Source organism: Candidatus Tisiphia endosymbiont of Ceraclea dissimilis (genome assembly GCF_964030735.1).
In the GTDB taxonomy this organism is placed as follows: domain Bacteria; phylum Pseudomonadota; class Alphaproteobacteria; order Rickettsiales; family Rickettsiaceae; genus Tisiphia.
The window spans coordinates 328,978-352,819 of record NZ_OZ034917.1; the positions used below are offsets into that span (position 1 = coordinate 328,978).

14 protein-coding genes and 3 pseudogenes are annotated in these 23,842 nt (G+C 32.3%); 6 read left to right on the plus strand and 11 right to left on the minus strand.

The window, feature by feature from the left end; translation table 11 throughout:
• Positions 1–317: 317 nt before the first annotated feature.
• From ACQH1V_RS01520 to ACQH1V_RS01535, 4 genes and pseudogenes are all read right to left on the minus strand, one after another.
• A complete protein-coding gene (locus tag ACQH1V_RS01520; RefSeq protein ID WP_341749132.1) occupies positions 318–1,136 on the minus strand; it encodes a YihY/virulence factor BrkB family protein in 819 nt (272 codons plus the stop codon).
• 1,380 nt (positions 1,137–2,516) lie between these two features.
• Positions 2,517–2,670 (minus strand): annotated as a pseudogene (locus ACQH1V_RS01525) (palindromic element RPE1 domain-containing protein); the annotation flags it as partial.
• Positions 2,671–3,078: 408 nt separating this feature from the next.
• Positions 3,079–3,954: pseudogene (locus ACQH1V_RS01530) on the minus strand (glycosyltransferase); the annotation flags it as partial.
• Positions 3,951–4,865 (minus strand): NAD-dependent epimerase/dehydratase family protein, encoded by a 915-nt coding sequence (locus ACQH1V_RS01535; protein ID WP_094649404.1) that lies wholly within the window; start codon positions 4,863–4,865, stop codon positions 3,951–3,953. The pseudogene ACQH1V_RS01530 and the gene ACQH1V_RS01535, both read right to left, overlap by 4 nt.
• A gap of 161 nt (positions 4,866–5,026) precedes the next feature.
• Here ACQH1V_RS01535 and ACQH1V_RS01540 point away from each other — a divergent pair, with 161 nt between their 5' ends.
• Both ACQH1V_RS01540 and ACQH1V_RS01545 read left to right on the plus strand, forming a co-directional pair.
• Entirely contained in the window at positions 5,027–6,307 is a 1,281-nt protein-coding gene (locus tag ACQH1V_RS01540; RefSeq protein WP_341749135.1) for a glycosyltransferase family 4 protein, read from the plus strand.
• Between the two features lie 90 nt (positions 6,308–6,397).
• Positions 6,398–6,574: a hypothetical protein gene (locus tag ACQH1V_RS01545; protein WP_425360593.1), complete on the plus strand. Its 177-nt coding sequence runs from the start codon at positions 6,398–6,400 to the stop codon at positions 6,572–6,574.
• 283 nt (positions 6,575–6,857) lie between these two features.
• On the opposite strand, the gene ACQH1V_RS01550 is transcribed toward ACQH1V_RS01545, so the two are convergent.
• From ACQH1V_RS01550 to ACQH1V_RS01570, 5 genes are all read right to left on the minus strand, one after another.
• Positions 6,858–10,133, minus strand: a complete 3,276-nt coding sequence (locus tag ACQH1V_RS01550) for an efflux RND transporter permease subunit (protein WP_425360594.1) — start codon at positions 10,131–10,133, stop codon at positions 6,858–6,860.
• 214 nt (positions 10,134–10,347) lie between these two features.
• Positions 10,348–10,854 carry a hypothetical protein gene (locus tag ACQH1V_RS01555; protein ID WP_425360595.1) on the minus strand — a complete coding sequence of 169 codons (507 nt, stop codon included), beginning with the start codon at positions 10,852–10,854 and terminating at the stop codon, positions 10,348–10,350.
• Positions 10,855–10,904: 50 nt separating this feature from the next.
• Positions 10,905–11,249: a hypothetical protein gene (locus ACQH1V_RS01560; protein WP_133062963.1), complete on the minus strand. Its 345-nt coding sequence runs from the start codon at positions 11,247–11,249 to the stop codon at positions 10,905–10,907.
• A 62-nt stretch (positions 11,250–11,311) separates the two neighbouring features.
• Positions 11,312–11,962: a ParA family protein gene (locus tag ACQH1V_RS01565; RefSeq protein ID WP_094649763.1), complete on the minus strand. Its 651-nt coding sequence runs from the start codon at positions 11,960–11,962 to the stop codon at positions 11,312–11,314.
• 56 nt (positions 11,963–12,018) lie between these two features.
• Positions 12,019–12,483, minus strand: a complete 465-nt coding sequence (locus ACQH1V_RS01570; protein ID WP_425360596.1) for a conjugal transfer protein TraD — start codon at positions 12,481–12,483, stop codon at positions 12,019–12,021.
• A 442-nt stretch (positions 12,484–12,925) separates the two neighbouring features.
• Here ACQH1V_RS01570 and ACQH1V_RS01575 point away from each other — a divergent pair, with 442 nt between their 5' ends.
• From ACQH1V_RS01575 to ACQH1V_RS01590, 4 genes and pseudogenes are all read left to right on the plus strand, one after another.
• Entirely contained in the window at positions 12,926–17,800 is a 4,875-nt protein-coding gene (locus tag ACQH1V_RS01575) for an AAA family ATPase (RefSeq protein WP_425360597.1), read from the plus strand.
• A 209-nt stretch (positions 17,801–18,009) separates the two neighbouring features.
• Entirely contained in the window at positions 18,010–18,573 is a 564-nt protein-coding gene (locus tag ACQH1V_RS01580; protein ID WP_425360598.1) for a recombinase family protein, read from the plus strand.
• A gap of 26 nt (positions 18,574–18,599) precedes the next feature.
• Positions 18,600–19,574, plus strand: a complete 975-nt coding sequence (locus ACQH1V_RS01585; RefSeq protein ID WP_425360599.1) for an Rpn family recombination-promoting nuclease/putative transposase — start codon at positions 18,600–18,602, stop codon at positions 19,572–19,574.
• A gap of 210 nt (positions 19,575–19,784) precedes the next feature.
• Positions 19,785–20,881, plus strand: a pseudogene (locus ACQH1V_RS01590) (IS481 family transposase).
• A gap of 340 nt (positions 20,882–21,221) precedes the next feature.
• On the opposite strand, the gene ACQH1V_RS01595 reads toward ACQH1V_RS01590, so the two are convergent.
• Both ACQH1V_RS01595 and ACQH1V_RS01600 read right to left on the minus strand, forming a co-directional pair.
• The gene (locus ACQH1V_RS01595) at positions 21,222–21,749 is read right to left on the minus strand and encodes a hypothetical protein (RefSeq protein ID WP_425360600.1); all 528 of its coding nucleotides are present in this window, start codon (positions 21,747–21,749) and stop codon (positions 21,222–21,224) included.
• 20 nt (positions 21,750–21,769) lie between these two features.
• The gene (locus ACQH1V_RS01600; protein ID WP_425360601.1) at positions 21,770–23,803 is read right to left on the minus strand and encodes a hypothetical protein; all 2,034 of its coding nucleotides are present in this window, start codon (positions 23,801–23,803) and stop codon (positions 21,770–21,772) included.
• Positions 23,804–23,842 lie beyond the last annotated feature (39 nt).

The following is a 23,842-nucleotide window of genomic DNA, read 5'->3' on the forward strand; positions in this document are numbered from 1 at the left end:
GATCAGAATAATGATGAGCATCCCTGCTCGACTTAGTGTCATACCTGCGTAAGCAGGTATCCAGATTCCCGCCTACGCGGGAATGACAAAGTAATCAATGTCACCCCTGCTTTGGTGCGGGGTCTTAGATTCTACACCGAAGCACAAATAACAAAGGGACGAACGCGAATAACAAAGATGCAACCATTATCCCATCGTTCAAGCTTTTACTTAGATATCCTTCACATATCCTAACAAAACGGCTTGTACTACTATTTTAGCTAGGACGCAACAAAAATTTCACAAAAGTAAACAAAGATTTACTTTTATTTAACAATTCAGTGATGTTTTTTTAGCAAATAATTAAATTCTGCACCATATATAAAAATCATGTTAATAATATAAAAGAACATTAGGGTTATTATTATACCACCAAGTGAACCATATATTATGCTTAATTGGTTATAACTTCTTATCCAAGTAGATAATAAATATCCACTTATCACCCATAAAATTACTGTTAATAAAGCTCCAGGAAATACCTCTGTAAAATTTAATGTTATATTAGGGACGATATAATATAATGATGATGAGGTAATAAATAATGAACAAAAAATTATAACATATCGTAAAATAGTTAGAGCTAGCATATGTTCTTCCATTATTTGTAAAATCATCGGCAGTTTTGTCAATATTATTGGCACTATAATTAGAATGAACATAGCAAAAGTAACGAATATGCTGATTACTAAGAACTGTACTATGCTAAGTAATCTTCGTCTTATGTATGGAGGGGGTGATTTTATTTCATATACCCTATTTAAGATTGTTCTTAAACATTCAACAAAAGATGATGCGGTCCATATACTTCCTACTATCGCTACGGTCATTAGACTTTGAGGTGGAGTTTTACTAAGTTCATTTATCCTAGTTTTTATTGAGTCAGTAGCCAGTTCTGGCATACTCTCAAGAAAGATAGTTATAAAGTTCTGCCCGAGTTCTGAGGCACCAATAAAACTTGTTAATGCTAATAAAAAAACTAAAAAAGGAAAAAATGCCATGAGTATCATAAATGACATATACCCTGAATGTTCAACACCATCATGTTCAATTGTTTTTAAAATTGCCTGATATAGGCATCTTATAATTCTTTTCATCAACTGACTTTATTTTGCTTTATATAGTTAAAATAATAACACTCACCTTAATGTTACCCCTGCTCGCCTTAGTGTCATCCCCACAACTGTTGAAAGTTAGAAGAGGAAGCGGGTTTAAACCGGATAGTTTAAAAATCGTATGTGGTCAACGTCTATTAGCGAGAAAGACCTTAGGTCGACGAAGCAATCCATAAAAGTAACCAAAGATGGATTGCCACGACCTACTTGCGTGGTCTCGCAATGACAGAAAACCTATCTAAAACCTGCTTTACCTTCTAACTTTCAACAGTTGTGGTGTCACCCCTGCGTAGGTAGAGGGGTCTAGATTCCGCACCGAAGCGGGAATGACAACTTATTACTCCCCTCACCTATTATGATCATTATTTATGACTGTTAGCAAATAGTTTTTTAAAGCAAGAGCATTTTTATTATATTTTCTAATAAACTCCGGTAGTTTGGAACGTATCATATCAATATTTTGTTGAACCTTTTCTATTGCTTTAAATATGGTCAGCGGACAATCAACGCGATTAACAGTTAACATATCACGTAAAAATTGATCATCATAAATATCTGCTGTAGGACCAACTAAGCAAGGCACTCCTAAACTTAGACTCTCTAAAACTATCATAGGTGAACATTCTGAATTAGTAATGTATAAAGTTAAATTAGTATTGGCAATAAGTTTTATTAGTTCTTGATGTGGTAATTGCTCTGGAAAAACTTTAAGCTCTACATCCTGCATCATCCAACAAGCATGTTTATTGTCATTAAAATGGCAATTAGTGTAACAAGAAACCTTATCTTTCAACATACTTATTGCGGCAAATTGAGGATAGAGATTTTTTATCCATATGCTAGAAGCACTCCATATACCAATTGTAAATTTACTATTCTCTATAGCTATCACCTTTTTTTCAGGCATTGATGGTATGAAGTTTTGTAATAAATAAGATTGAATACCATTAGCTATCAAAAATTGTTCTAGACCTTTCTTCAGGGTGATAATAGCCTTAATCTTATTTTGTTTATATAAATTTAACCATTTATAAAAATCTTGGCAATGATGAGAATCTACCCATTGGGCAGGAGAACCATGCCATAAAAAGTAAATATCTAAATAATTATCAGCCTTAAGCTGATGCAACTTTTCTACTAATTGAGCATGAACATCAAGCCCACCCGATATAACTAATTTTTTAATGCCTGTTTTGATAATTAACTGAGCTATTTTAGTGATAATTTTGTTGGGTAAATATGCATTAATATAATTTAGCAAAATATTTGCTTTGCCTATAGGAAAAGGAATTATTTGGTCAAATAATTCTTTAGTGGAGTTAGCGACTCCAGGAAAAGTACTAGAATATATTACGTAGATATCGTCAATAGACCTCTTGTAAAACTCTACTTCTGCTGGTAATTTGGACAATGATGCGGTACTCGAATCCTCACATACACTAGAGTACGCTTCGGTTCTGCGTTCCGTGTCTCCTACAAATTCCTCAGCATAAGCGAGTTTTGTAAGAGGTCTAATATCCTTTTGCTGTCCTTGGTATTTGATTATAAAATTTTTAAAATTATCATAATCATTTTCTGAAGAACAAGAATAAAGCATTGTAATTATTCGTCTAGCAAGCAATCTAACCCAATAATATCTTAGAAGAGGTTGTGCTATCTTTTTTAACAAACGAATAGAACGGATTTTATCAATTATCGATGGAGCTTCGCCCTTATTAACAAGGTTGATATCTCTTAAAATTTGTTGCTTTATTTGTAAATTTTGTTTTTTGTTATGATTTTTTACTGAAATATCTATAAACGAAAGCCATAAATTTTGCAAATGGGCTTTATCGGCAAAGATTTTTTGATAAGCAAGAAAATTTTGCTGTTTAATTTTTGCTAGTAAATCTCGGTCAACATCTAATTTTTTTATTGCCTCCGTAAGATACGAATGATTTCTATTGATTATAAACTGATGTTGTATATCAGGTAGCACCTCCCGGACAATCCCCACGTCAGTAGTAATAATTGCACAACCAAATGCCATCGCTTCAATAAGCGTCAACGGTGTTCCTTCTTGCACTGAGGCTATTAGCAAAATGTCTGTTTCTTTTAGAGTATCCCAAACTTCTTGTTTTGAGTGTAGTCGCTTATTTTTATCTATTATACATTTTTTGATATGAATTTTCTCATGCTCAAGCTGTTCTAGGGCTGGCATAATTACTGTTTTTAGACCTTTGTAATCGTCAATAGTACTATACCAACTTTCCCAAGCACTATTACCAATCCATGTGATAACTAGCTGACTAGAGGCTAAACCAATTTTAGGATCAAGGGGAATTTGTGAATCTGGAATTAATACATTATCATAAATTACTTGCCACGGTTTTGGATATTCTGGGATATTTGCATAAATATCATACAATCTTTTAGAGCTAGTGTAGTAGTTGTCAATAAATCGGAAAGTTGGTAGATTTTTTAGTATGTCAGATTCATTTTCAATAAATAAATGATCAGGTATGCTAATGGTAATGGCAATATTTAATAATTTTTCAATATTACTATTAGTGTTAATACCATTATCTGCTATAATTTGCAGTAAGTGCGTTAAATACCCGCGATGAAAAAAATGTATTAATTTAATAGAATTATATTGGTTTAAATTAATTAAAAACTCCTCCGATGTTTTATAATCACAACTATAAATTATATGACAATCATATTGATCATTTAACAAAGATTGAACAAACGAAGCAACGTTATCAAAAGCCCACCCCCTAATATCCGCTACTAAAATCAGGGTTTCTTTGGAATTCATAAATTTACGCTAAATAACTCTAATAATCCAGTTGCTAACTCATATGTTGCTTTATAATTTAACATCTGCTGAGCCAATTCTGGGCTGCCAACAGAAGTATTTATACTACCAACTTGAGGTGGTAGATATTTTATTCCTTTGATAACAGCGATTTTATCAATTAATTGAATAAGTTCATTTATAGAATAGGCACGTCCTGTGCAAACATTTAGTACTGGTGCCGATGATGCCACCATAGATAAGGCTCTAACACACATATTTGTTACATCTGAAACATGTATAAAGTCCCGACTTTGATTTCCATCACCAAAAATCACCAACTCTTTACCATCTTTCACTTGTTCTCTAAATATTGATATTACACCAGAATAATCAGAATTTTTAGGTTGTCCTGTACCATAAACATTAAAAAAGCGTAAACCACAACTTTTAAGAGATTTAACCTCGCCAAAAGCCTTAGCTTGTAGCTCGCAGGCATATTTATCCGCCGCATAAGGAGAAAGTGGACTCACTTTGCCATTTTCTTGTAGAGGAAAATCACTGATCTTGCCGTAAACAGCAGCAGATGACGCATATACCACAGGAATATTTTGTTTACTTGCCTGAAGGAAGATATTAATGGTTCCTGTTAAATTTACTTGATGGCTATAGTGCCAATTATTAATTGATTCCTGCACACTTGCCACTGCTGCAAGATGAAAACAACCCTCGATATTTCTAAATACTTTCTTCACAATATCTTGATCTAAAATATTTCCTTGAATAAACTCAATATTTTTATCAAGTGAACTATTAAAGGTACCAGTTGAAAGATCATCCAATATGACAACTTGGTGTCCTTCTTTGGTTAATAATTTAACAAGGTGCGAACCAATGAAACCAGCTCCACCAGTGACTAAATATCTTGACATATACTATATAATAAGTTTAATTCAATTATACTAAAATGATTTGAAGAGTTTGCTCCGCAAGACTGTAGGTAATTCGCGTACTCACCCTTTGGTTATTGTCCCCATTTCCCAAATCATTTGAGTATGATTTTATGTTATAGAGTTATTATAAAGAAAAATAAATGAAAAAAATCATTATTTTTACAAATACAGATTGGCACTTTTATAACCATCTTCTGCCAATTGCTTTGACTGCTAAAATTAAAGGATATGAAGTTAAAGTACTAACAGATATTAGTGAATTTAAAGATAAAATAGAACAGCATAATTTACCAGTAATTCCAATTTCAATAAAGCGTGGAAGTATTAACCTTTTTACTGATTTACTATTATTAATCAAGCTAATCAGAATATTAAATAAGGAAAAACCTGATATATTACATAATTTCACTATAAAACCAATTTTTTATGGAAGTATCAGTGCTTTTCTGTGCAATACACCACAAATCATTAACACTTTTGTTGGTATGGGTTTATTGTTTATCAGCAATAAATTTTTACTAAAATGCCTTAGGAAGATCATAGTTAAAATATTATCCCTAATAAGCTATTATAAAAGTATGTTATTTGTTGTACAAAATGATGATGATTTAGCTTTAGTGGTGAAATTAGGTATAGCAAACTCTATTAGCATTACAGCAAATTCACAAACGTCATTGCGAGGAGCCGCTTTGCGGCGACGCGGCAATCCCAAAATGGTCAGGAATGGATTGCTTCGTCGGCTCATGCCTTCTCGCAATGACCCCAGTTTGCTATGGATAGGTACTAATCAGGTTAGCCATATTGCTCCACCAAATTTAGTCATTAAACAATGTAGTGTCGGTATAGAAACCAAGAAATTCCCTCTCCTACCAGAACCGTTAGGTAATAAAATAGTAGTTGCCTTAGTAGCTAGAATGCTTATTGACAAAGGTGTATATGAATTTATATATGCCGCAAAAATATTAAAACAGAAAAATATCGATGCTGAATTCTGGTTAGTTGGTCAGCCTGAACAAAATAATAAACAATCAATAGCACAATCCATATTGGAAGACTACCAAAATCTAGGATATATCAAATATCTTGGATATCAGAAAGATATAGAAGAAATATGGAAAAAAGCCCACATCGCCGTATTACCCTCCTATCGTGAAGGACTAAGCCGCTCCCTTTTAGAGGCTGGGGCATATGGTAGAGCGATTATTACTACTAACGCTCCAGGTGGCAGAGAATTAATACAAGACAAAATAAATGGGTTATTAGTCAAACCTCAAAATATAGAAGATTTAGCAATAGCTATGGAGCTGCTAATCACTAGACCTTCGTTACGAAAACATCTTGGTGTGCAAATTCGACAAGATATTTTAGAAAAATATGATAACCAATTAATCTCTGAGAAGATGGTTAATTTTTATGGCTAACCCTTAGGCTTTATAGCAAAATTACGTTATTGCAAGCGAATGAATGTGAACGTGACAATAACCTATATTTTAACTAAAAAGATTATAATTATGGCAAAACAACAAGATACTCGATCATTTAGAATTCCTGAATCATTAATGTACGCTGAAATACAAAATTCTAAGATGATACTTAAAACTGTAAAAATTTTGAATATTACAAATCCCAATGTTCTAGAGATACTTGATATATTTGAACAAAATAATATAGCTGTATATACTCGATAATCAAGTTTTTTGCAGATTTGAATAAAATATAGGATCATGGTTGTCATCCCTGCGAAAGCAGGTATCTAAAAATGCCATGAGGTATTATAGATTCCGCACCGAAGCAGGAATGACAAATTTTGCGTTTAAAGATAGATGTCGTGACTCGGATATATTCAAATTTTCTTCAAGCAACCTACTATTTATAAGCTCTGCAAAAAACTTGTTTTCTACTTTATTTTCTTAAACTGACGCCTATGCCCTCACAATGAACATCTGTGAATTTGCTGTAACACTAATTGGGTTAGCTATATTTAATCTCCCTTTTAAAACTTTGATATAAAACTGGAATAACAAATATAGTAAATAGAGTACCAATAGTCATACCACCCACTATTACTAAACCAATAGACTTTTGAGCTTCGGCTCCTGCTCCTGAGGCGATAACTAATGATACTGCCCCAAAAATGGTTGCTAAAGTAGTCATTAGAATTGGTCTAAGCCTTAAGCTAGAAGCTTTAGTTACAGCTTCTCTAATATTTAATCCTTGGCTTCTTAAGTTATTAGTAAATTCTACGATCATAATAGAATTTTTTGTGATCAAACCAATTAAAGTGAGCAAGCCAATACCACTATACATATTAAACGTATTACCAAATATCCAGAGTGCTAATACGCCACCAGTAAATGAAAATGGTACAGCAATAAGGATTAATATCGGATCAGTAAAACTTTCAAATTGTGCTGAAAGCACTAAGTAAATAAACAATAAAGCAAATAAGAACGTAGTAGTCATAGTACCTTCTGATTCAGCCTTTTGCTTAATTTCGCCAATATATTCTAGAATAGTGGTATTATTATCCAATAATTCATTAGCTATGTTATTCACTTGCTTTATTGCATCGGTAATTTTTTGGTTTGGGGCTAAATCTGCCGAGATGGTTACTGATCTAGCATTATTATAATGATTATAAAATTTGATAGATACTTTCTCAACTATATTAGCCACGACATTTAATGGTAATAAATTATTAGTTGGTTTATTGGTTGGTATCAGTATCTTACTAAAGTGATCGATATTACTACGATGTTTTAAATTATACTGCATAGTTATATCATACAATTCATTGCCCATTCTAAAATCACCAAGCTGCTTTCCTGCTAGCAAATATTGCAATGTTAACCCTATATTTTCTAAACTCACACCATAAAGGTAAGCTTTATCTCGGTTAACAATTACGTCAATGATCGGAGAGAAATCTACATTACTATAAACATTCATATTCATAAAAGCTGGTTTTTTCTTCATAGCCTCCACGAATTTCTCTGATATTTGAACTAATTGCTCATATTCAAGCGAGGATTGCAAAGTAAATTCCACAGCATGTCCAGCATTACCACTAATTAATGAACGGTGTGGTCTTGCAAAAGCCGATATTCCAGTTATTTGTTGAAATTGCTTATTAAGTAAGTTTATTATAGTTGTTTGTGACATTGACCTTACCTTCCAGTCTTTAAGAGGCACAAAACCATGACTACCTTCTGGATACGTCATCATCAAATAACCTAATATATCTTTGTAAGAACTAAGTATTTTCTCAACTTCTATTACTGCTTTTTCTGATTGTTCACTATTAGAGCCTTGAGGACTAGAGAAGGAAATCTGCACTAAACCATCATCTTCCTGAGGGATAAACACCTTTGGGACAAAGATAAAACTAACGACCAGCGCCACTAAAGATAGGGCAATAATAAGTGAGAATTGCTTTTTATGATCAAAAGCAAGATTTAAATAGACCAAATACTTGCTTTGGACTAATTTAATAAACTGGTCAAATTTAATTAAAAACCCTAAGGAAGGTTGATCATTTTTGCCAATCATGCGACTTGCCATCATTGGCGTCAAAGTTAAAGCAACAAAACCAGAAACTAACACACAGAATGCTAAGGTCCAAGCAAATTCAATGAATAACTTGCCCATAAATCCATCAATAAAACCTATTGGTAAGAATATTTTATCAACTTGCTCTTTGCTAAGAGGATAGAAGGATTTTAACGATGTAGCTTGAGTTGATGGTTTGTTGTTGGGTAGTGATTTAGCTTGGCTTGATGATTTCTTGTGATGAACAATACTTGCGTTTGTAACAGATATTTCTGATGTTGTATTTACCAAGCCATTTTCTATTGCAACATTGATTTGCTCTTCTTCATCGCTTTGCTCGCTCAGTTGATTCAGTAGTAGTATTTTTTCTTGTTCCTCCTTTACTATTTCTGATATTTCTTCTATCTCCTCTATTTTTTCTACCCGCTCTTCTTCTAAAGAATTTTTATAAAATTCAGATAATTCAGATGAAGTTTCAGGTAAAAAATCATTAGTTTTTTCAAAAAAACTTTTTTCGCTATCTATATTATCTAAATCTTTAGTATTTGATATAAAGTATTTATTTATATATTGACTAGAATTGATGACATATGGGTCAGAATTTGCAACAACGCTTTCTGATGCTGGTTTTGCACGATCTTTCACTTCATTTTGTAAATGTTGTTGTATCATATCTGGTAAGGTAACAGTAATACGCCACACAGACTTATCATGCAGATTACTATCTTCATCATCATTTTTTACAAAGAAACGTTTTCTAGTAATAAATCCTTTCGTCTCTAACTCTTTGAGAGTTTTAGAAATGGCTTGCTTACTACAGGAGTATTTATCTTGTAGTTCTTTGTAAGTAGTAGTTAAAGAATAACTATTAGGTGGAGCGACGTAATTAACATAATCATCTGTCTTGATGTTGTCAGATGTGAACATAAGCATTTCAAATAGTTCTTCAGTATTCTTAGCATAATATTGACTAGTCTCTGTAGTATTATTATCACAATTTCTATGTTTCAGATAATATCTATATCCTATAGCATAAAAATCTAACCATAGAATTTTTGCAAATTTAGTTAAGTAGCTAGAAGAAGTAATGAGTAAAAGTAGATCGTAGTTAAGTTTAATAAACATCTTAGTTCTATCAAGATAAGTTATTTTATTTTCTAGATTAGGTAAGTAATCGGTAGAAGTAAAGTTAGAATATAAAGAAGTATCAGTAGAATAAGTTCCAATATTAAATCTGTTGGGCGTTTTAACTAAAGAATTAAAGATAGAATCAGGCAAAGTAGGTGTAATAGTATTTTTCTTATTCTTACCATCTTTATCTTTTATTCGATCAATCTTAAAGTAACCTTTTTGTTCTAAGCTTTTTTGCATCGAAAATATTTCAGATACAGAACAATTAAGCTTCTCAGCCCATTTTATTGCAGAAATAGTTACACTACGTTTCTTACCTTTATTGTGATTAATGATGCTTAAACTATCGGCTAACATATAATATAGTTTTTCAAGATCACAGAGATGTGTGGTTGTAAGAATGTGTTGCAGTACGCAGGTAGTAATTGGGGTGTAGGGTTTATTCTCAGTTACTAGAGTATGTAATGAGGTGAAATTAGGGGTATATTGGGATAGGTTAGTAGGCAAATGGTAATTGTTTTGAAATAACTGAGTGCTGATTACTTCGTTATCTAGGGATAATTGCATTGTATGCTCCTTTTATGGAGCTAAGAACTAAAAAACTTGCTTTTATCTAAAAAAAGAAGTAATATTAACGCTATAAGAAATGTAGCGTGGTAGCTTTATCTTATACTTCATAAAAATATATAGTTATTTTTTGGGTGTTGAGTTCTTTTTAGTTCTTAGCACCTTTTTTTATTTGTAAAAAGAATATTTATTAATATCATGATGACACTAAGAGTCAATAGTTATTTATCAACTCCCTTGGATCTTTTTCTAAATGAACACAAAAATCTTTAGGAAAACATATTCCATTCTTTTCAAAAAAGCTGCGTAATACAAACTCGTTGATTGTTTTGGGTGTACTACTTATATACACATTATTGTGTTGTTTTTCTAAGTAGTTTAATAATAATAATGGTATTTCAAGAAGTGTAGCTAACTCTTGTTGAGTTAAATGCATTGCAACCCTAGCAACACGTATTTGAAATCTAGAGAGAAGATTTAATTTATTAGATGTATTTATATCTAATGCTATAGATTTTTCACTAGGAAAGATTATACCATTTTCTTTGAAAAATTTTATAAGAGTATTATTATCTTGAGAATTCTTTATTGATACAAAATTTCTTTGATTTTCCCATACAGATATTGTAGTTCTATTAACGTTTATAATGCTTCCTATCTCTCTTACTCCAATGTTAAGAACAGATCGAGCAGTTCTGAGTTGAAATGTATTTAAAATCATTCTGTAATTTATATTTTATTTTTTTATAATTGATTTTTGTAATATCAGACTTAATCTGCATTACTGTCCTTCTTGTATTGATTTTCAATATCTGAATATTCTATAGATAAAAATTTTTCCTCTTTTTTAATAGATTCTATTCCGCGGAAAATTAAATAATTTAATATGGTTAAATTAAGTCCTTTGCAATACTTCTTTATTTCTTTTTCAATTGGTTCTAATAATGAAAAATTTTTAGCTATATAATTACAATTTTTCCTATTAAGGTTACCATTTACAAATAAAATAGGGTGATTAGAGATATCTACTTCTTTGTTTGAAGTATTAATCTCGCTTTGTGCTAATTTTAATTTTTCTGCTATTCGTGAAGTAGAAATTTTTCCTCTATTACTCATAAATATAATTTTTATTAAAATAATGTATTGTACCATGTTGTACATGTCATCATAGCACAATACTATTTTGTATTATCTAACTTTGTTATTAATTCTTTGATTAATGCTTGATATTGTATATGATTTTTGCAATTTGGCTTATAATTTCCTACCCATTGACCATATTTTTGACATTCGATCATATCTACACTATTAGTAATATTAGTTTTAAAATAAAACCCCGTGTCTGATAATTGATCTAATAAGTCTTTAGTGGAGTTAGTATGCTTTGTTGTTCTAGAGGCTAAGAAAGCATAAGGTTTATTTGCCATCATTGCAGCAGAAGCGGCTTGAGTTAAAGCATTTTTATCTAATTCTGAAACTGAACAAGGGATAATAATAAAATCTGATAGTATTGTAGCTTTGAGTGCAGCTGCTTGCATATTAGGGGGGGTATCTATAATAATAAAATCATATTTTTTACTTAAAATCTCTAATTTTGGTTTGGGATTATCGTCATATAGAGGGATTACGAAGTCACTTAAAGTACTACCTAAATCAGCCCAAAATATTGCATCTGGTTTATCTTTATCCATATCACACAATATGGCTTTTCTACCTTTTTCTAATAATGCTCCTAGTATGTTTATACTACTTGTTGTTTTTGTAGCTCCACCTTTTGTTTGAGTAATAGATATTATATGAGTCATATTAGCTAATATTGTATAGTACATGTATGTACAGTACCATACTTTAGTAAAAAGTACAATATAATTATAATTATGTATTGCTATATAGTATCTTGTATGAGCTGCAGCTCATATTTCAAATCTCCCAGTCCATCTTTCAAATCTTGTAAATCAAGGACATAACCATACCACTCTTTTCGTAGGTGATTCCATTTGAGGGTGTGACTTCTGATATGAGCTCGAATTTCTAGGGAGGGTTTTTCTTCTAACTTTAGAATGACAGCAGTTTTTTGTTGTTGTTCTTGGTCAAAGGCTGCTTTGCCAGTTTTAGTCCATTGATCTTGAATATCAGATTGTGATGTTAATGAATCTTTTAAAGAAAGTAGAGAGCCATATAAGGTATTGGTAGGTAAGTTATCAAGGTCAGCTTTCACAATTAACCCACCAAGTTCTATTAAATGACGAGTACGAGCTTTACGTTCTTTAAGTTTCAGTTTAGTTTCTTCAGCAATTAATCTATTTTTCTTTTGCTCTAATCGAAGTTTTTGTTCTGTTACCGTATGCATATAGTTTAGACCATTTAATATTAGAAATTATTATAGAACAAATTACTAAATAACTTAGTATGAAGCAAGAATAACTTATTCTGAAATTAAAATTTATAGTTCAGAGCAATTAAAGTAAAATAATTAAATTATTTTACTTCTTTTCTTTTTCTTATTTCTAATTTCCGTCAGGTATAAGCATACTATTAAATATAGTAAAAGTAAGAATAGCATTAATTGCTGATGGTTACATTGATATAGATAATAATAACTACATTAGACCACATTGTTCTAATAATTCCTTTAGTATATTGCCTAATTTTTCTTTTGTGTTGCCATAAGGTTCTAGAACTCACTCGTTAGAATAGTTATAAACGCAATAGGCAAACTAAAGTTTGCTTGCTTTTAGAATCATCTCAGTTATTATATAGGTATATAATGTATATGAATTAGTTATTAAGCAATGGCGATACAGTTTGCGAGAGTAGAATTAGTAGGAAGAGCGAGCGGTGGTAATGCTTGTCTCAAAGGAGCACATAATGCAAGGAGTAAGATTAAAGATATTAATACTAATGTAACTTATAACTTTCAAAATAAAGGAGATAATGTTTATCATGAGATTTTATTAGCTGATTGGGTAGATAAAAAGTTTAAAGATACAAAAGAACTAATGAATGAAGTAGAAAGGACTGAGATTAGAAAAAATAGTTCTCTGCTGAAAGATATTGTAATAGCTCTGCCTGATGATAAAGAGTTAACTCTACAAGATAGAATTAATATAACACATATTATTATTGACAAGATGGAGTGGGTAAAAGAAGGGTTAGGAGTACAATTAGATATTCATAAGCCACATAATGGAGAGAGGAATTGGCATGCACATATATTAGTGACAAAAAGGAGATTTGCTGAATGCGGTAGTAAGTTAGGAGAGAAAGCAAGAGATTTAGATATTCAAGTCCGAGGTGGTAAGAATCCATTTGGTATTGCAGAAGAGCAGATGATTCATGAGAAGGTAAGGGACATTATCAATGGCTATTTTAAGGAATTAGGTTTATCAAATCGAGTGGATAGCATAGGTACTATAACCCAAGAACACATTGGACCAGTACGTATGAGGAGTGTTTTAAACCAAGCAGCGGAAAGGAATGAAGAAAGGAAGCAAGCTGAAATAGAGCATTTAGATTGCGGAGCTAGAGTGTTAGAGAAGGTAACGCGTCATATGAGTGTCTTTACTAAAGGTGACTTAATGAGAGCAGTGAAATACGTACCAGATGTGGAAAGAAGAGAAAAGTTAGTATCAGATGCTTTAGTAGATAAATCAGTAATAGCGTTATACAGAGAAGATGGTAGTTGTACTGAGTATTATACTACGTCTGCGGTTAGAGTAGAAGAGCAGAAGATATTGCGTCTTAGCAGTTATGTAGCGAGTAGCCAGAATGTGTTTACGAGTAATCAAGATATATCTAAACGTACAATTGAATCAATCGTAGCAGTAGAGGGCAAGCTAACAGAAGAACAGCATATTGCCTTAACCAATATACTAACCTCAAAATCAGCTCTACAAATAGTGCGGGGTAGGGCAGGTGTAGGGAAAAGCCATGTATTACGTCAGATTGCTGCAATTGCACAAGAATTAAAGGTACATGCGATAGGAGTTGCTCCAACCCATAAAGCTAAAGAGGCATTAGTTTCTGATGGTTTTAGGAATACTGATACGATTAAGGGGATGCTGTTTAAATTAGCTAATGGAAGATTTGCTTTGCCAAAGAATAGTGTAGTAGTAGTAGATGAAGCGGGAATGATAGGAAATGATGATTTTAGTGAGTTACTGCGGGTAGCAGCTACTCGCAAATGCACAGTAATTTTGTCAGGAGATGAGCGTCAGCTGACTAGCGTACAGCGAGGAGGAATGTTTGAGGTGTTAGCGAACAAATATGGTAGTAGTACAATATTAGATATAAAACGTCAGGACAGCGATTGGGGCAAGCAGACGGCTATGGCATTGTCTAATGGAGATGTTAGAAGAGCTGTGAGTATATTAGAAGAAGAGCAAAGGATTAAGTGGAGTTCTGATGCAATTCAGTCAATGCAAAGTTTAGTTGCCGATTGGCATAAGAGCAGTTACGCTATTGATGATAAAATAATATTAGCGGTAAGAAACAAAGACGTAGCAGCCTTAAATCATGGAGTACGTCAATATTTAAAGCTAGAGGGTAAGCTAAAGGGTCAAGAGATAGAAGTAGGAGGTAATCACTACATGATCGGAGATCGTATAGTGATGAGTAGTACCAACAAGGAGCTTGGTGTAGTCAATGGTGAACTTGGAGTGATATTATACGCTGAAACGAATAGATTCATTATATCGCTAACGAATCCAAACTATATAAAAGACAGTAAGGATAGGAAAAGCAGCAGTGAGTATAGAATGGTGGAATTCAATCCATCAGAATTTCATAGTTTTAAACATGGCTATGCTGTAACTGTATTTAAGGGACAAGGTGCATCGATAAAAGATGTATATGTCTACCACAATGGTTTTTCTGGTTTAAGGAACAGCTACGTTGCATTATCAAGAAATATCAGTGAGTTAAATTTGTATGTTAATAAGGTAGCCACTTCAGGAAAAGAAAGTTTAATTAGACAAATGTCTAAGACGATAGATAGTGGTAGTAGCTTAAATTACTTAACAAAGGAGGAAGCTAATCATAGCTTAGAAGATATAGATATCTTAAATAATATGAATGGTTTGAGTAGGTCATTGGTAGGGATTTATGATTTTGCTGCAAATAATATAACCAAGCTAATGGATAAATATTTACCACAAGAGGAGTATTACCATTATAGAGAGCCTAGTAAGAGTGTAGTAAGTGTAGAAGAGGTGCTTGATAGGGTATATGAAGAAAATCAACATATGGATGCTGAAGTAGAGACAAGAGAAGAGAAGCTGGTAGTAGGAGGTAACCTGTATAGTAGTCAAATTGCTACAGGAAAAAAATTAGGAGAAATTGGTCATGTTGCTAATACAAGTATTGTGGTGGATGATGTAACGTCTAGTGTATCTAATCCTGGTATTAATGATATAGGCATGTTAGAGGGTGATAAAGATGGAAACATAATAGCAATGAGCAGAAAAGGTTCATCAAAGGATAGATTTTACGCAAATATTGATTATAAGAGAGGTCAGGAGAATAAATGGGAGGAGAATAGAGAGCGTTATAGCACTGAGGTAGATAATCTTAGAAGAGAGCTATCCATGCAAGCAGAGTCAGTAGTTGTAGATTTATTAGGAAATCCGAATAGAAAACTATCGAAGGGGTCAACCTTAAAGTACGGTAATAATGGGTCATTGGCAGTAAAGATTAGCGGCAATAAAGCGGGTACTTGGTATGACTTTAGCGAAGGTAAGGGAGGAGATTTGTTTGATCTTGTACAGCGTGAGAAGAATTATGATTTTAAAGAATCAGTGAGTTATTTACAAGATAGATTAGGGATTACTCCTAACAAGATGAGATCTAACTTACAGGTGGTAAATGATCATGTGATATCAGATAGATATGTAGAACATTGTAAGCGAGTTGATAAGGAGAATTCTGAGGAGATAGTCAAGATACGCAAAGCGGAAGAATTATATACTAAAAGCAAAGAGATAGAGTTAAGTTCTACAGCTGGACAGTATTTAGTACAAACAAGAAAGATTGATATTGATTTGGTAAAGGAGGATGAACTAAGTTACGATAGGTTAAATGATGATGGAATAAGTCGTAATAGTCTAAGTCAAGATATTAGAACGACTAATGTTTATGAGAAATCTGTTAAACGTAAAGTGCCTGCCTTGGTAGCTTTTGCAAGAAACGCAAAAGGGGATATTACTGGTGGTCAGCAAATATTACTGGATAGCAAAACAAATAATAAAGCTGATGTTGATATTGTAAAGAGATCGTTTGGAAAAATAGCAGGGTCTTTTGTTGATGTAGGCAGTTTCAGCAATGGTGATATAAATAGTGAGTTCAATAGTCATAGTAACAGTACTAATACTAATAGCAATACTGATATTAGAAATAGAAGAAGCGTCACCATTATTGCAGAAGGTCTAGAAACTGCTTTATCGGTCAAACAAGCTTTAGGTAATGATTCCGCTCATCAAGATAAACAAATAAAAATAGTTTGTTCGTTAGGCATAAGTAATATCAAGAATTATCATGCAGTATCAGGTGAGAAAATAATTATAGCAGCTGATAATGATGGAATAGATGCAGTAACGAATAAGACAATCGAAGTAGCCAAGAACGAATTACTAAGTAAAGGAGGATTTGTTGAAATAGTGAGACCAAGTAAAGTAGGAGACTTTAACGATATATTAAAGGACAAAGGTTTAGGAGAGGAGGAGATTCAAAAAGCATTTAGTAGAGCATTAACAAAGCATGCAGCCGTTACGTTGGAGCAATATTTTGGTAGTAGCAATGAAGGAGAGAAATTAAGTAAGCAAGAGCATGCTAATATTAGTTACATTCAACAATTTAAGATTAATGAAGAAAAAATAATAGATGCTTATAGGAGTAGTAATGTAAAGGGTAGTAGCAAACTTGATAGTACACGCAAATCAGTAGAATTTGCAGATAATTTTGTTGATGAATATAAGGATTTGGTGAATGAAGCTAATAGGTATGGAGCAAAACTTGAAAGGCAAGAGCTAGCAGTATCATTAGTAGGAAAAAGTTATGAGGAGATGAAGCAAAGCCTGACAAGTGTAAGAGATAAATATTATACTTTTGCTCAGCTTGGAGAATTAGTAAAAGCTAAGCAAAGAGCCAACACACCGGAGCAAGCGTTCAAAGCCTTAGAAAATGAGCAGAAATATCTAGCTAGTTTACAAGTTAATTGTAAGGAGTATGAACATGATTATAAGGAGTATGATTATAATGGTGTTAGTCTGTTAAAGTCTATAAAGCACGCTTATTGTAATGAGAAAAACAATGTATTTGAACAGTTGAATAAATTAGGATCGTATATTGATAGAACTGCAATGCAGCCTAGAAAGATAACTAATACAATTAAGCATTCTACAGATAGTGCTAGTGCGTTACAAAGTTTAACGCATCAATATCATATCCATGTAATTGATAGGCTAAAGCAACATTTAAATGATATTCACTCAGGCAAAGAGATGATAATAGACGGGAGATCATTTACATGTCAGTTAAAGTTACTAGATTATGCATTAAAGGTGCATGAGAATAATGAGTTTTTTCCTAGAGAACATATACAGCAAGGTCGAGATAAATTTGCTGCCCAGCAAAGAGTAATATCCAAGGAGTTCGAAGGTCCTTCTCTATAGTATAGAGTTGTTTACTAAAAGTAGTGTATTTACAGGATTTAGGTCTAGTGATGCAAGTTACTTTTTGATATCTATTTGATGTGTACTAATTTATAAGTTAGAAGATAATAGAAAAAGTACTAAATATACTGTAGATTAAATTGTAAATTGGCATATAATAGACAAGATAGTAAACGAATTGATTTAATATACGTATTTGGATAGATAAAATGAGATTATTTGGTTATGCAAGAGTATCAACTTCCGATCAATCATTAGAAATACAAAAACAGGCTCTCAAAAAAGCTGGGGTTATCGAGTCAAGAATATTTTCTGACAAAACAACAGGTAGTAATCTTGAACGAGAAGGGCTAAAATCATTAATGGTGAAAGTTGAGGAAGGTGATGCAGTGTTAATTACTAAACTGGATAGATTAGGTAGGGATACAGCAGATATGATCAGCCTGATTAATCACTTTGATAAAATGAATGTAGGGGTACGTTTCTTAGATGATGGTATTAACACGGAAGGAGCTGCTGGTAAAATGGTAGTAACCATTTTATCAGCAGTAGCACAAGCAGAACGTCTGAGGATTTTAGAGCGTACCAATGAGGGGCGACTTGAAGCAAAGCTCAAAGGCATAAAATTTGGAGCTAAACGCAGGATTGATAGAAAGCAATTGCTGCAATATCATGAACAAGGTATTATTGGAACTAGTTTAGCTAAAAAAATGAGTATCAGTAGAGCTGCTGTGTATAAGATACTCAAAGAAGAGCGATCAAATGTTGGCTAAATGATAGATAACAAGTAAGTAGCAAAATGCCAAAAAAACCTAAACATGACCAGCTTTTTAAAAGAATTATGGGCAATGAAATAGCTGCACAAGAATTCTTAGAGTATTATTTACCAAGTGCTTTTAAAGAACAGGTAGATTTGTCAAAGATAACTATAGAAAAGGAAAGTTATATTGAAGAAACGTTGCAAGAGAAATTTAGTGATATAGTGTACTCTGTCAAAACTAAAAGTAATGATAGTGCCTTTGTCTACATTTTGTTAGACCATCAATCAACAGTGGATTATTGGATGGCACTGCGTTTATGGAGATATGCTCTACTACTCTGTGAACGACATAAGAAGAATAAAGATAAGCTACCATTAATCTACAGCATGATAATGTATAATGGCACAGAAGTTTATAATGCTCCAAGGAACTTATGGGATTTATTTGTTGATCCAGTGCAAGCTAAAGAATTAATGGTGTCAGATTATCAGTTAGTAGATTTACAGAGCATGTCGGATGATGAGATAGTACAGAAGAAACATTTAGGGATGATGGAATATGTGATGAAGCACATTCATCAGCGTGACATGGTTGCATTATGGGAGAAGTTTTTAGAAACATTTAAGTTAGAGATTTTAGTAGATAAGAAACAAGGGTATATTTACATAAAATCGTTTTTATGGTACACTGATGCTAAGCTTTCAGAGGAGAGGCAGATAGAATTAGAGCAAATACTAGCCAAATATTTATCAGAAGAAGAGACAGGTAATATCATGAGAACTATTGCACAAAAATATATCGAAGAAGGTGAGTTTAGAGGTATCCAAATAGGTAAAGCTGAAGGTAAAGCTGAAGGTAAAGCTGAAGGTAAAGCTGAAGGTAAAGCTGAAGGTAAAGCTGAACAAAATATTGAAGTAGCAAAAAATATGTTCTCTAATAATTACTCTATCCCTGAAATATCTCGTATTACCGGTTTATCTATTCAGGAGATCAACAATCTGCTTAAATCCTAGTTCTTTGTCAAAGGGGTAAGCCCTTTGACCTAACTGGCTAGGGATGTTGGTTATGGGAACAGAGGTACGATTACAGCTAGAGATTTAACTGTACTAGTCAAGATTTAATCTTACTAAAATTTGCTTACTTACGTGCAGTAGTTGACATTTGATCTTACATTTAATAAAAATAACGTATAAAAAATACAGATAAAAAAATGGAAGGTCACAATGAATTTAAATCAAAAAATAATAAAGCAGAAATTAGGATTACTTGAATTAGCTAAGAGCCTTGGTAGCATATCATCAGCATGTAAAGCGATGGGATATAGTAGAGATAGTTATTACAGATTTAAAGAACTGTATGAAACTGGTGGAGAAGAGGCATTGTATGAAATTAGTCGAAGAAAGCCAATAATAGCGAATAGAGTTGATCCATCGATAGAGAAGGCAGAGTAATGGATATGGCAATAGAATATCCAGCATACGGTCAGCTAAGAGTATCAAATGAGCTTAAGAAGAGCGGAATACTTGTATCACCTGGAGGAGTGAGATCAATTTGGTTACGTAATGATTTGAATAATATCAATAAAAGGCTTAAAGCATTAGAAGCAAAGATGGCTCAGGATGGTATTGTTCTTACTGAGGCTCAGTTACAAGTGCTAGAGAAGCGTCGTAATGAAAAAGAAGCACATGGAGAAATTGAAACGCAGCATCCAGGTTATCTAGGATGTCAGGATACGTACTATGTAGGTAATTTCAAAGGTATAGGTAAGGTTTATTCTCAGGTATTTATTGATAGCTATACTAGAGTAGCGGATGCTAAACTATATACTGATAAAACAGCAATTACTGCTGCTGATATGCTTAATGACCGCGTGTTACCATGGTACGAGACCCAAGGGATACCAATACTTCGTATTCTTACAGATCGTGGGTCAGAATATAAGGGAAATATAGAGCATCACGCTTTTGAGTTATTTCTTAGCATAGAAGGTATAGAACATACTACAACTAAGGCATATTCTCCCCAAACAAATGGTATGTGTGAGAGTTTTAATAAAACCATGAAACAAGAATTCTTTGATACAGCTATGCGTAAAAAGATTTATACTGAACTTGACGATTTACAATTAGATCTTGATATTTGGTTAGAGCATTTCAATAATGAGCGACCACATTCAGGAAAATATTGTTATGGGAAAACTCCTATGCAAACTTTTCAAGATAGTAAGAAATTAGCTGTTGAAAAGAATAATGAAATCTTGTATCTTGAATATTCCTCTGACACTCAAAACTTAACTGACATTCAGGTGCAAAATTTATAGTGTCTGTAAGATCAAATCTTGACTTCTACACCTTAACTTAGAAACCATATCTTTTTCTCCAATTGTCAATATCCAAAATTATAACCATAAAAATTTTTATATTTTGACAAAAACTCTGCTTTCTCTCAAATCAAAAATTTCTGGGATTACCCCCTAGAACCCCTGATACTTTACTCTTATTCTTCATATTAGCCTCATGTAAGTTGTTTTAATTAATTTTATTCTTAACTATTTTTTAACTTACACAAACTTCCTGACACCCTTTGGATTTTAAGTATTTTTGGCGGAGATACTTTCTAGTGCCTTACACCAACTTACCGACACCGGTAGTGGTTGAGTGCTACAAATGATCAGTACTATCACTGGTAGACCCTAGTGTACTGGCTTCATAATGAACAATTTGAAAAGCAGTATCTATTGTGGTAATTTTACTAATATCATAATTTAAATCTTTTAGTGCTTGATATTTACTACTGAGTAACTCACCTAACTTTTTATGCATAGTATTATCTTCTCCTAAGGCTTTTTTTGATTCTATTATAGCACCTGCAAGGACACGACATTCATTTGCCTTAAGTTTAGGATAATTTTGATGTTCCTTAAATTCTCTATCAAACTTTTCATTATCAATTGCACTAAGAAGTTTATCAAATTTCTCATTAAGACCACGATCAATATACCCGGATAGTACTATTTTCTCCGCCTCATAAAAAGCAAGTTTTCGAGTATTATCAACATTAGGATTATCATTTATTAAACTTTCTTCTACCCATTCTGTTACAGATTGCATATCATTTCTTTGAACTTTAGAAGCTAAAAATTCTACATACCCTGTTTTTAGAGTACTATGGGGAACATTTTTATACATATAATTAACCTCATTAATCGTTAAAAATCATAATTTTCTTCTAACACTTTAGATTCACCTAATACATCCATAAAGTATCTTGAACATTCAGTTTGTACTTCATCTATCCATTGATCATCTAATTGTATCATACTTTCTGTTGCATACCTTACTTTTACTAATTCACAAAATGCTTGAAGTATTGTAGCTCTTTCACATTGTGCTTCATCGAATACACATCCAATTTCCAGCTCCTTAAAAGGTAAAAGAGAAATAATAACATGATTGACAACCTTGTCTTTTAATACATTTATAGTATCGTCATTACTCATCTCCACACGAAATATTGCATCATCATTATAGCCTTTCCTAGAATTATATTGTGACGCTCTATACTCCTCTCCACTGTGTACCGCATATTCTGCTGTTTTTATACCATGAGCAGAAGGATATACTGTAATTATATCATCTTCTTTTTGCTTAGGCACTAATACATTTTGCTCTAACGGTTTAAAATCAAAAACAGAATATAAATGTTTTGCTATATGATATTGAAAAACATCCATTAAATTGCTGTTAATATTAATATCTTCATTATACTTGTCTTGACACTTAAGATTTTGCTCATTTACTTTAAAATTATATTTCTCGTTATATTCTTTTTGATGTTCTAAATCTTCTTTTTCTGTTTTATGTGATACCGATGTTAACTTATGTGTAACTAGCAAGTCTATGATCTTTAATACCTTTGCTGTCTTTTTGACTATTGATCCTTCATTATCTACAATTCTAATACATTGATCATGTTGTGATCTCCATGTCTGATCATTCAGCTTTGCAGTTATTTCTGCATGAGAATATATATCATATTCCTTATTTTGTGGTTTTTCTGCATCATTTCTACTTTGATATACACGAATTTCCTCTTTTAATGAATTTCCTTCTTCAGGAAAAGCAGCATATTTTTCTTGATTAAATAATGTTAATATTATCCTTGCAATTCCTTCACACACTATTGTTACAGTGTTAACATCTTTTAGATCCAATATTTCTTCAGTAAGATATTTTATACCATAAGTGACATATTTTTCAAATTTAGTACTAAAATCCTTTTCCGCTTTATCTTTTTCAGCTTGTGAGAAATCATCAAAATTTTTGAATCGTTCTATAAGTACATCATTGTATATTAAGTGATATTCATTACTGGTGGTCGATAATTTAAATCTTTCATATTCCTCATCTAGCAATACAATATCAGAACTTACTTTAGAATACTGATTTGCTGTTAAACAGATACCTTTTTTATTTTTAAGTAGTGGTTTAATAGCTTCCATTATATTATTTATATATGTTTTATCTCTAGCATCATCTTTTAATTGCATGATCATTGCCGTAATAGCATGTTCTATAAAAGAATATGGTGTCACATGACGCATTTGTTTTGTTGAGCTTCCTAACACTTTAGGACGACCTACTATGGTAGTTTGATTATTCCACGGGTTATTAGGATCATCATTAATTACAATATCTACTAATACATCTTGACTCATGTCTATTTTAAACAACTTTTCTATAAAGTTGTTAATATACCATTTTTGTTTTTTTAAGACTTGTATATCTTCTGTCTTACAAGTGTTTGCTTCTTGTACAATCTCACTTACTTTTATTATTTTTCCTACTACACTTCTCTGCAAATCAGTATCTTGGATACTGTCATATTGAAAATCTAATATTTTAGTCAATTCTTGATATACCTTTGTATTTGTAGATAAAAATTTTTTTTGCTCAAGACACACATCTGATAATATTTCACATACCAATCTTTTTAATTTTTCATTTTGACAAACATTAATTGTATCTAGTAATGATTTAATGTTCGCAATATTGCCTTTCGTAATATATTCAGTAAATATTATCTTCTGAGCCTTAACAAAAGATTGCTTAATATCTAGTCTTGATGATATAATTAATATATTCTTGTTTATCCAATCGGTAATACTTTGCTGTTCATTCTTATTTAATGCTTTAGATATAAAGCTAATAATACCCTCTACGACTGCTGTATTATACGGCATAACACCTCTCTTGTACTGTGATAATTAATTGACTATTGT

Coding starts and splice junctions, on each gene's coding strand:
- ACQH1V_RS01520 (WP_341749132.1), bottom strand. CDS start 1,136: ATGAAAAGAATTATAAGATGCCTATATCAGGCAATTTTAAAAACAATT.
- ACQH1V_RS01535 (WP_094649404.1), bottom strand. CDS start 4,865: ATGTCAAGATATTTAGTCACTGGTGGAGCTGGTTTCATTGGTTCGCAC.
- ACQH1V_RS01540 (WP_341749135.1), top strand. CDS start 5,027: ATGAAAAAAATCATTATTTTTACAAATACAGATTGGCACTTTTATAAC.
- ACQH1V_RS01545 (WP_425360593.1), top strand. CDS start 6,398: ATGGCAAAACAACAAGATACTCGATCATTTAGAATTCCTGAATCATTA.
- ACQH1V_RS01550 (WP_425360594.1), bottom strand. CDS start 10,133: ATGCAATTATCCCTAGATAACGAAGTAATCAGCACTCAGTTATTTCAA.
- ACQH1V_RS01555 (WP_425360595.1), bottom strand. CDS start 10,854: ATGATTTTAAATACATTTCAACTCAGAACTGCTCGATCTGTTCTTAAC.
- ACQH1V_RS01560 (WP_133062963.1), bottom strand. CDS start 11,249: ATGAGTAATAGAGGAAAAATTTCTACTTCACGAATAGCAGAAAAATTA.
- ACQH1V_RS01565 (WP_094649763.1), bottom strand. CDS start 11,962: ATGTACTATACAATATTAGCTAATATGACTCATATAATATCTATTACT.
- ACQH1V_RS01570 (WP_425360596.1), bottom strand. CDS start 12,483: ATGCATACGGTAACAGAACAAAAACTTCGATTAGAGCAAAAGAAAAAT.
- ACQH1V_RS01575 (WP_425360597.1), top strand. CDS start 12,926: ATGGCGATACAGTTTGCGAGAGTAGAATTAGTAGGAAGAGCGAGCGGT.
- ACQH1V_RS01580 (WP_425360598.1), top strand. CDS start 18,010: ATGAGATTATTTGGTTATGCAAGAGTATCAACTTCCGATCAATCATTA.
- ACQH1V_RS01585 (WP_425360599.1), top strand. CDS start 18,600: ATGCCAAAAAAACCTAAACATGACCAGCTTTTTAAAAGAATTATGGGC.
- ACQH1V_RS01595 (WP_425360600.1), bottom strand. CDS start 21,749: ATGTATAAAAATGTTCCCCATAGTACTCTAAAAACAGGGTATGTAGAA.
- ACQH1V_RS01600 (WP_425360601.1), bottom strand. CDS start 23,803: ATGCCGTATAATACAGCAGTCGTAGAGGGTATTATTAGCTTTATATCT.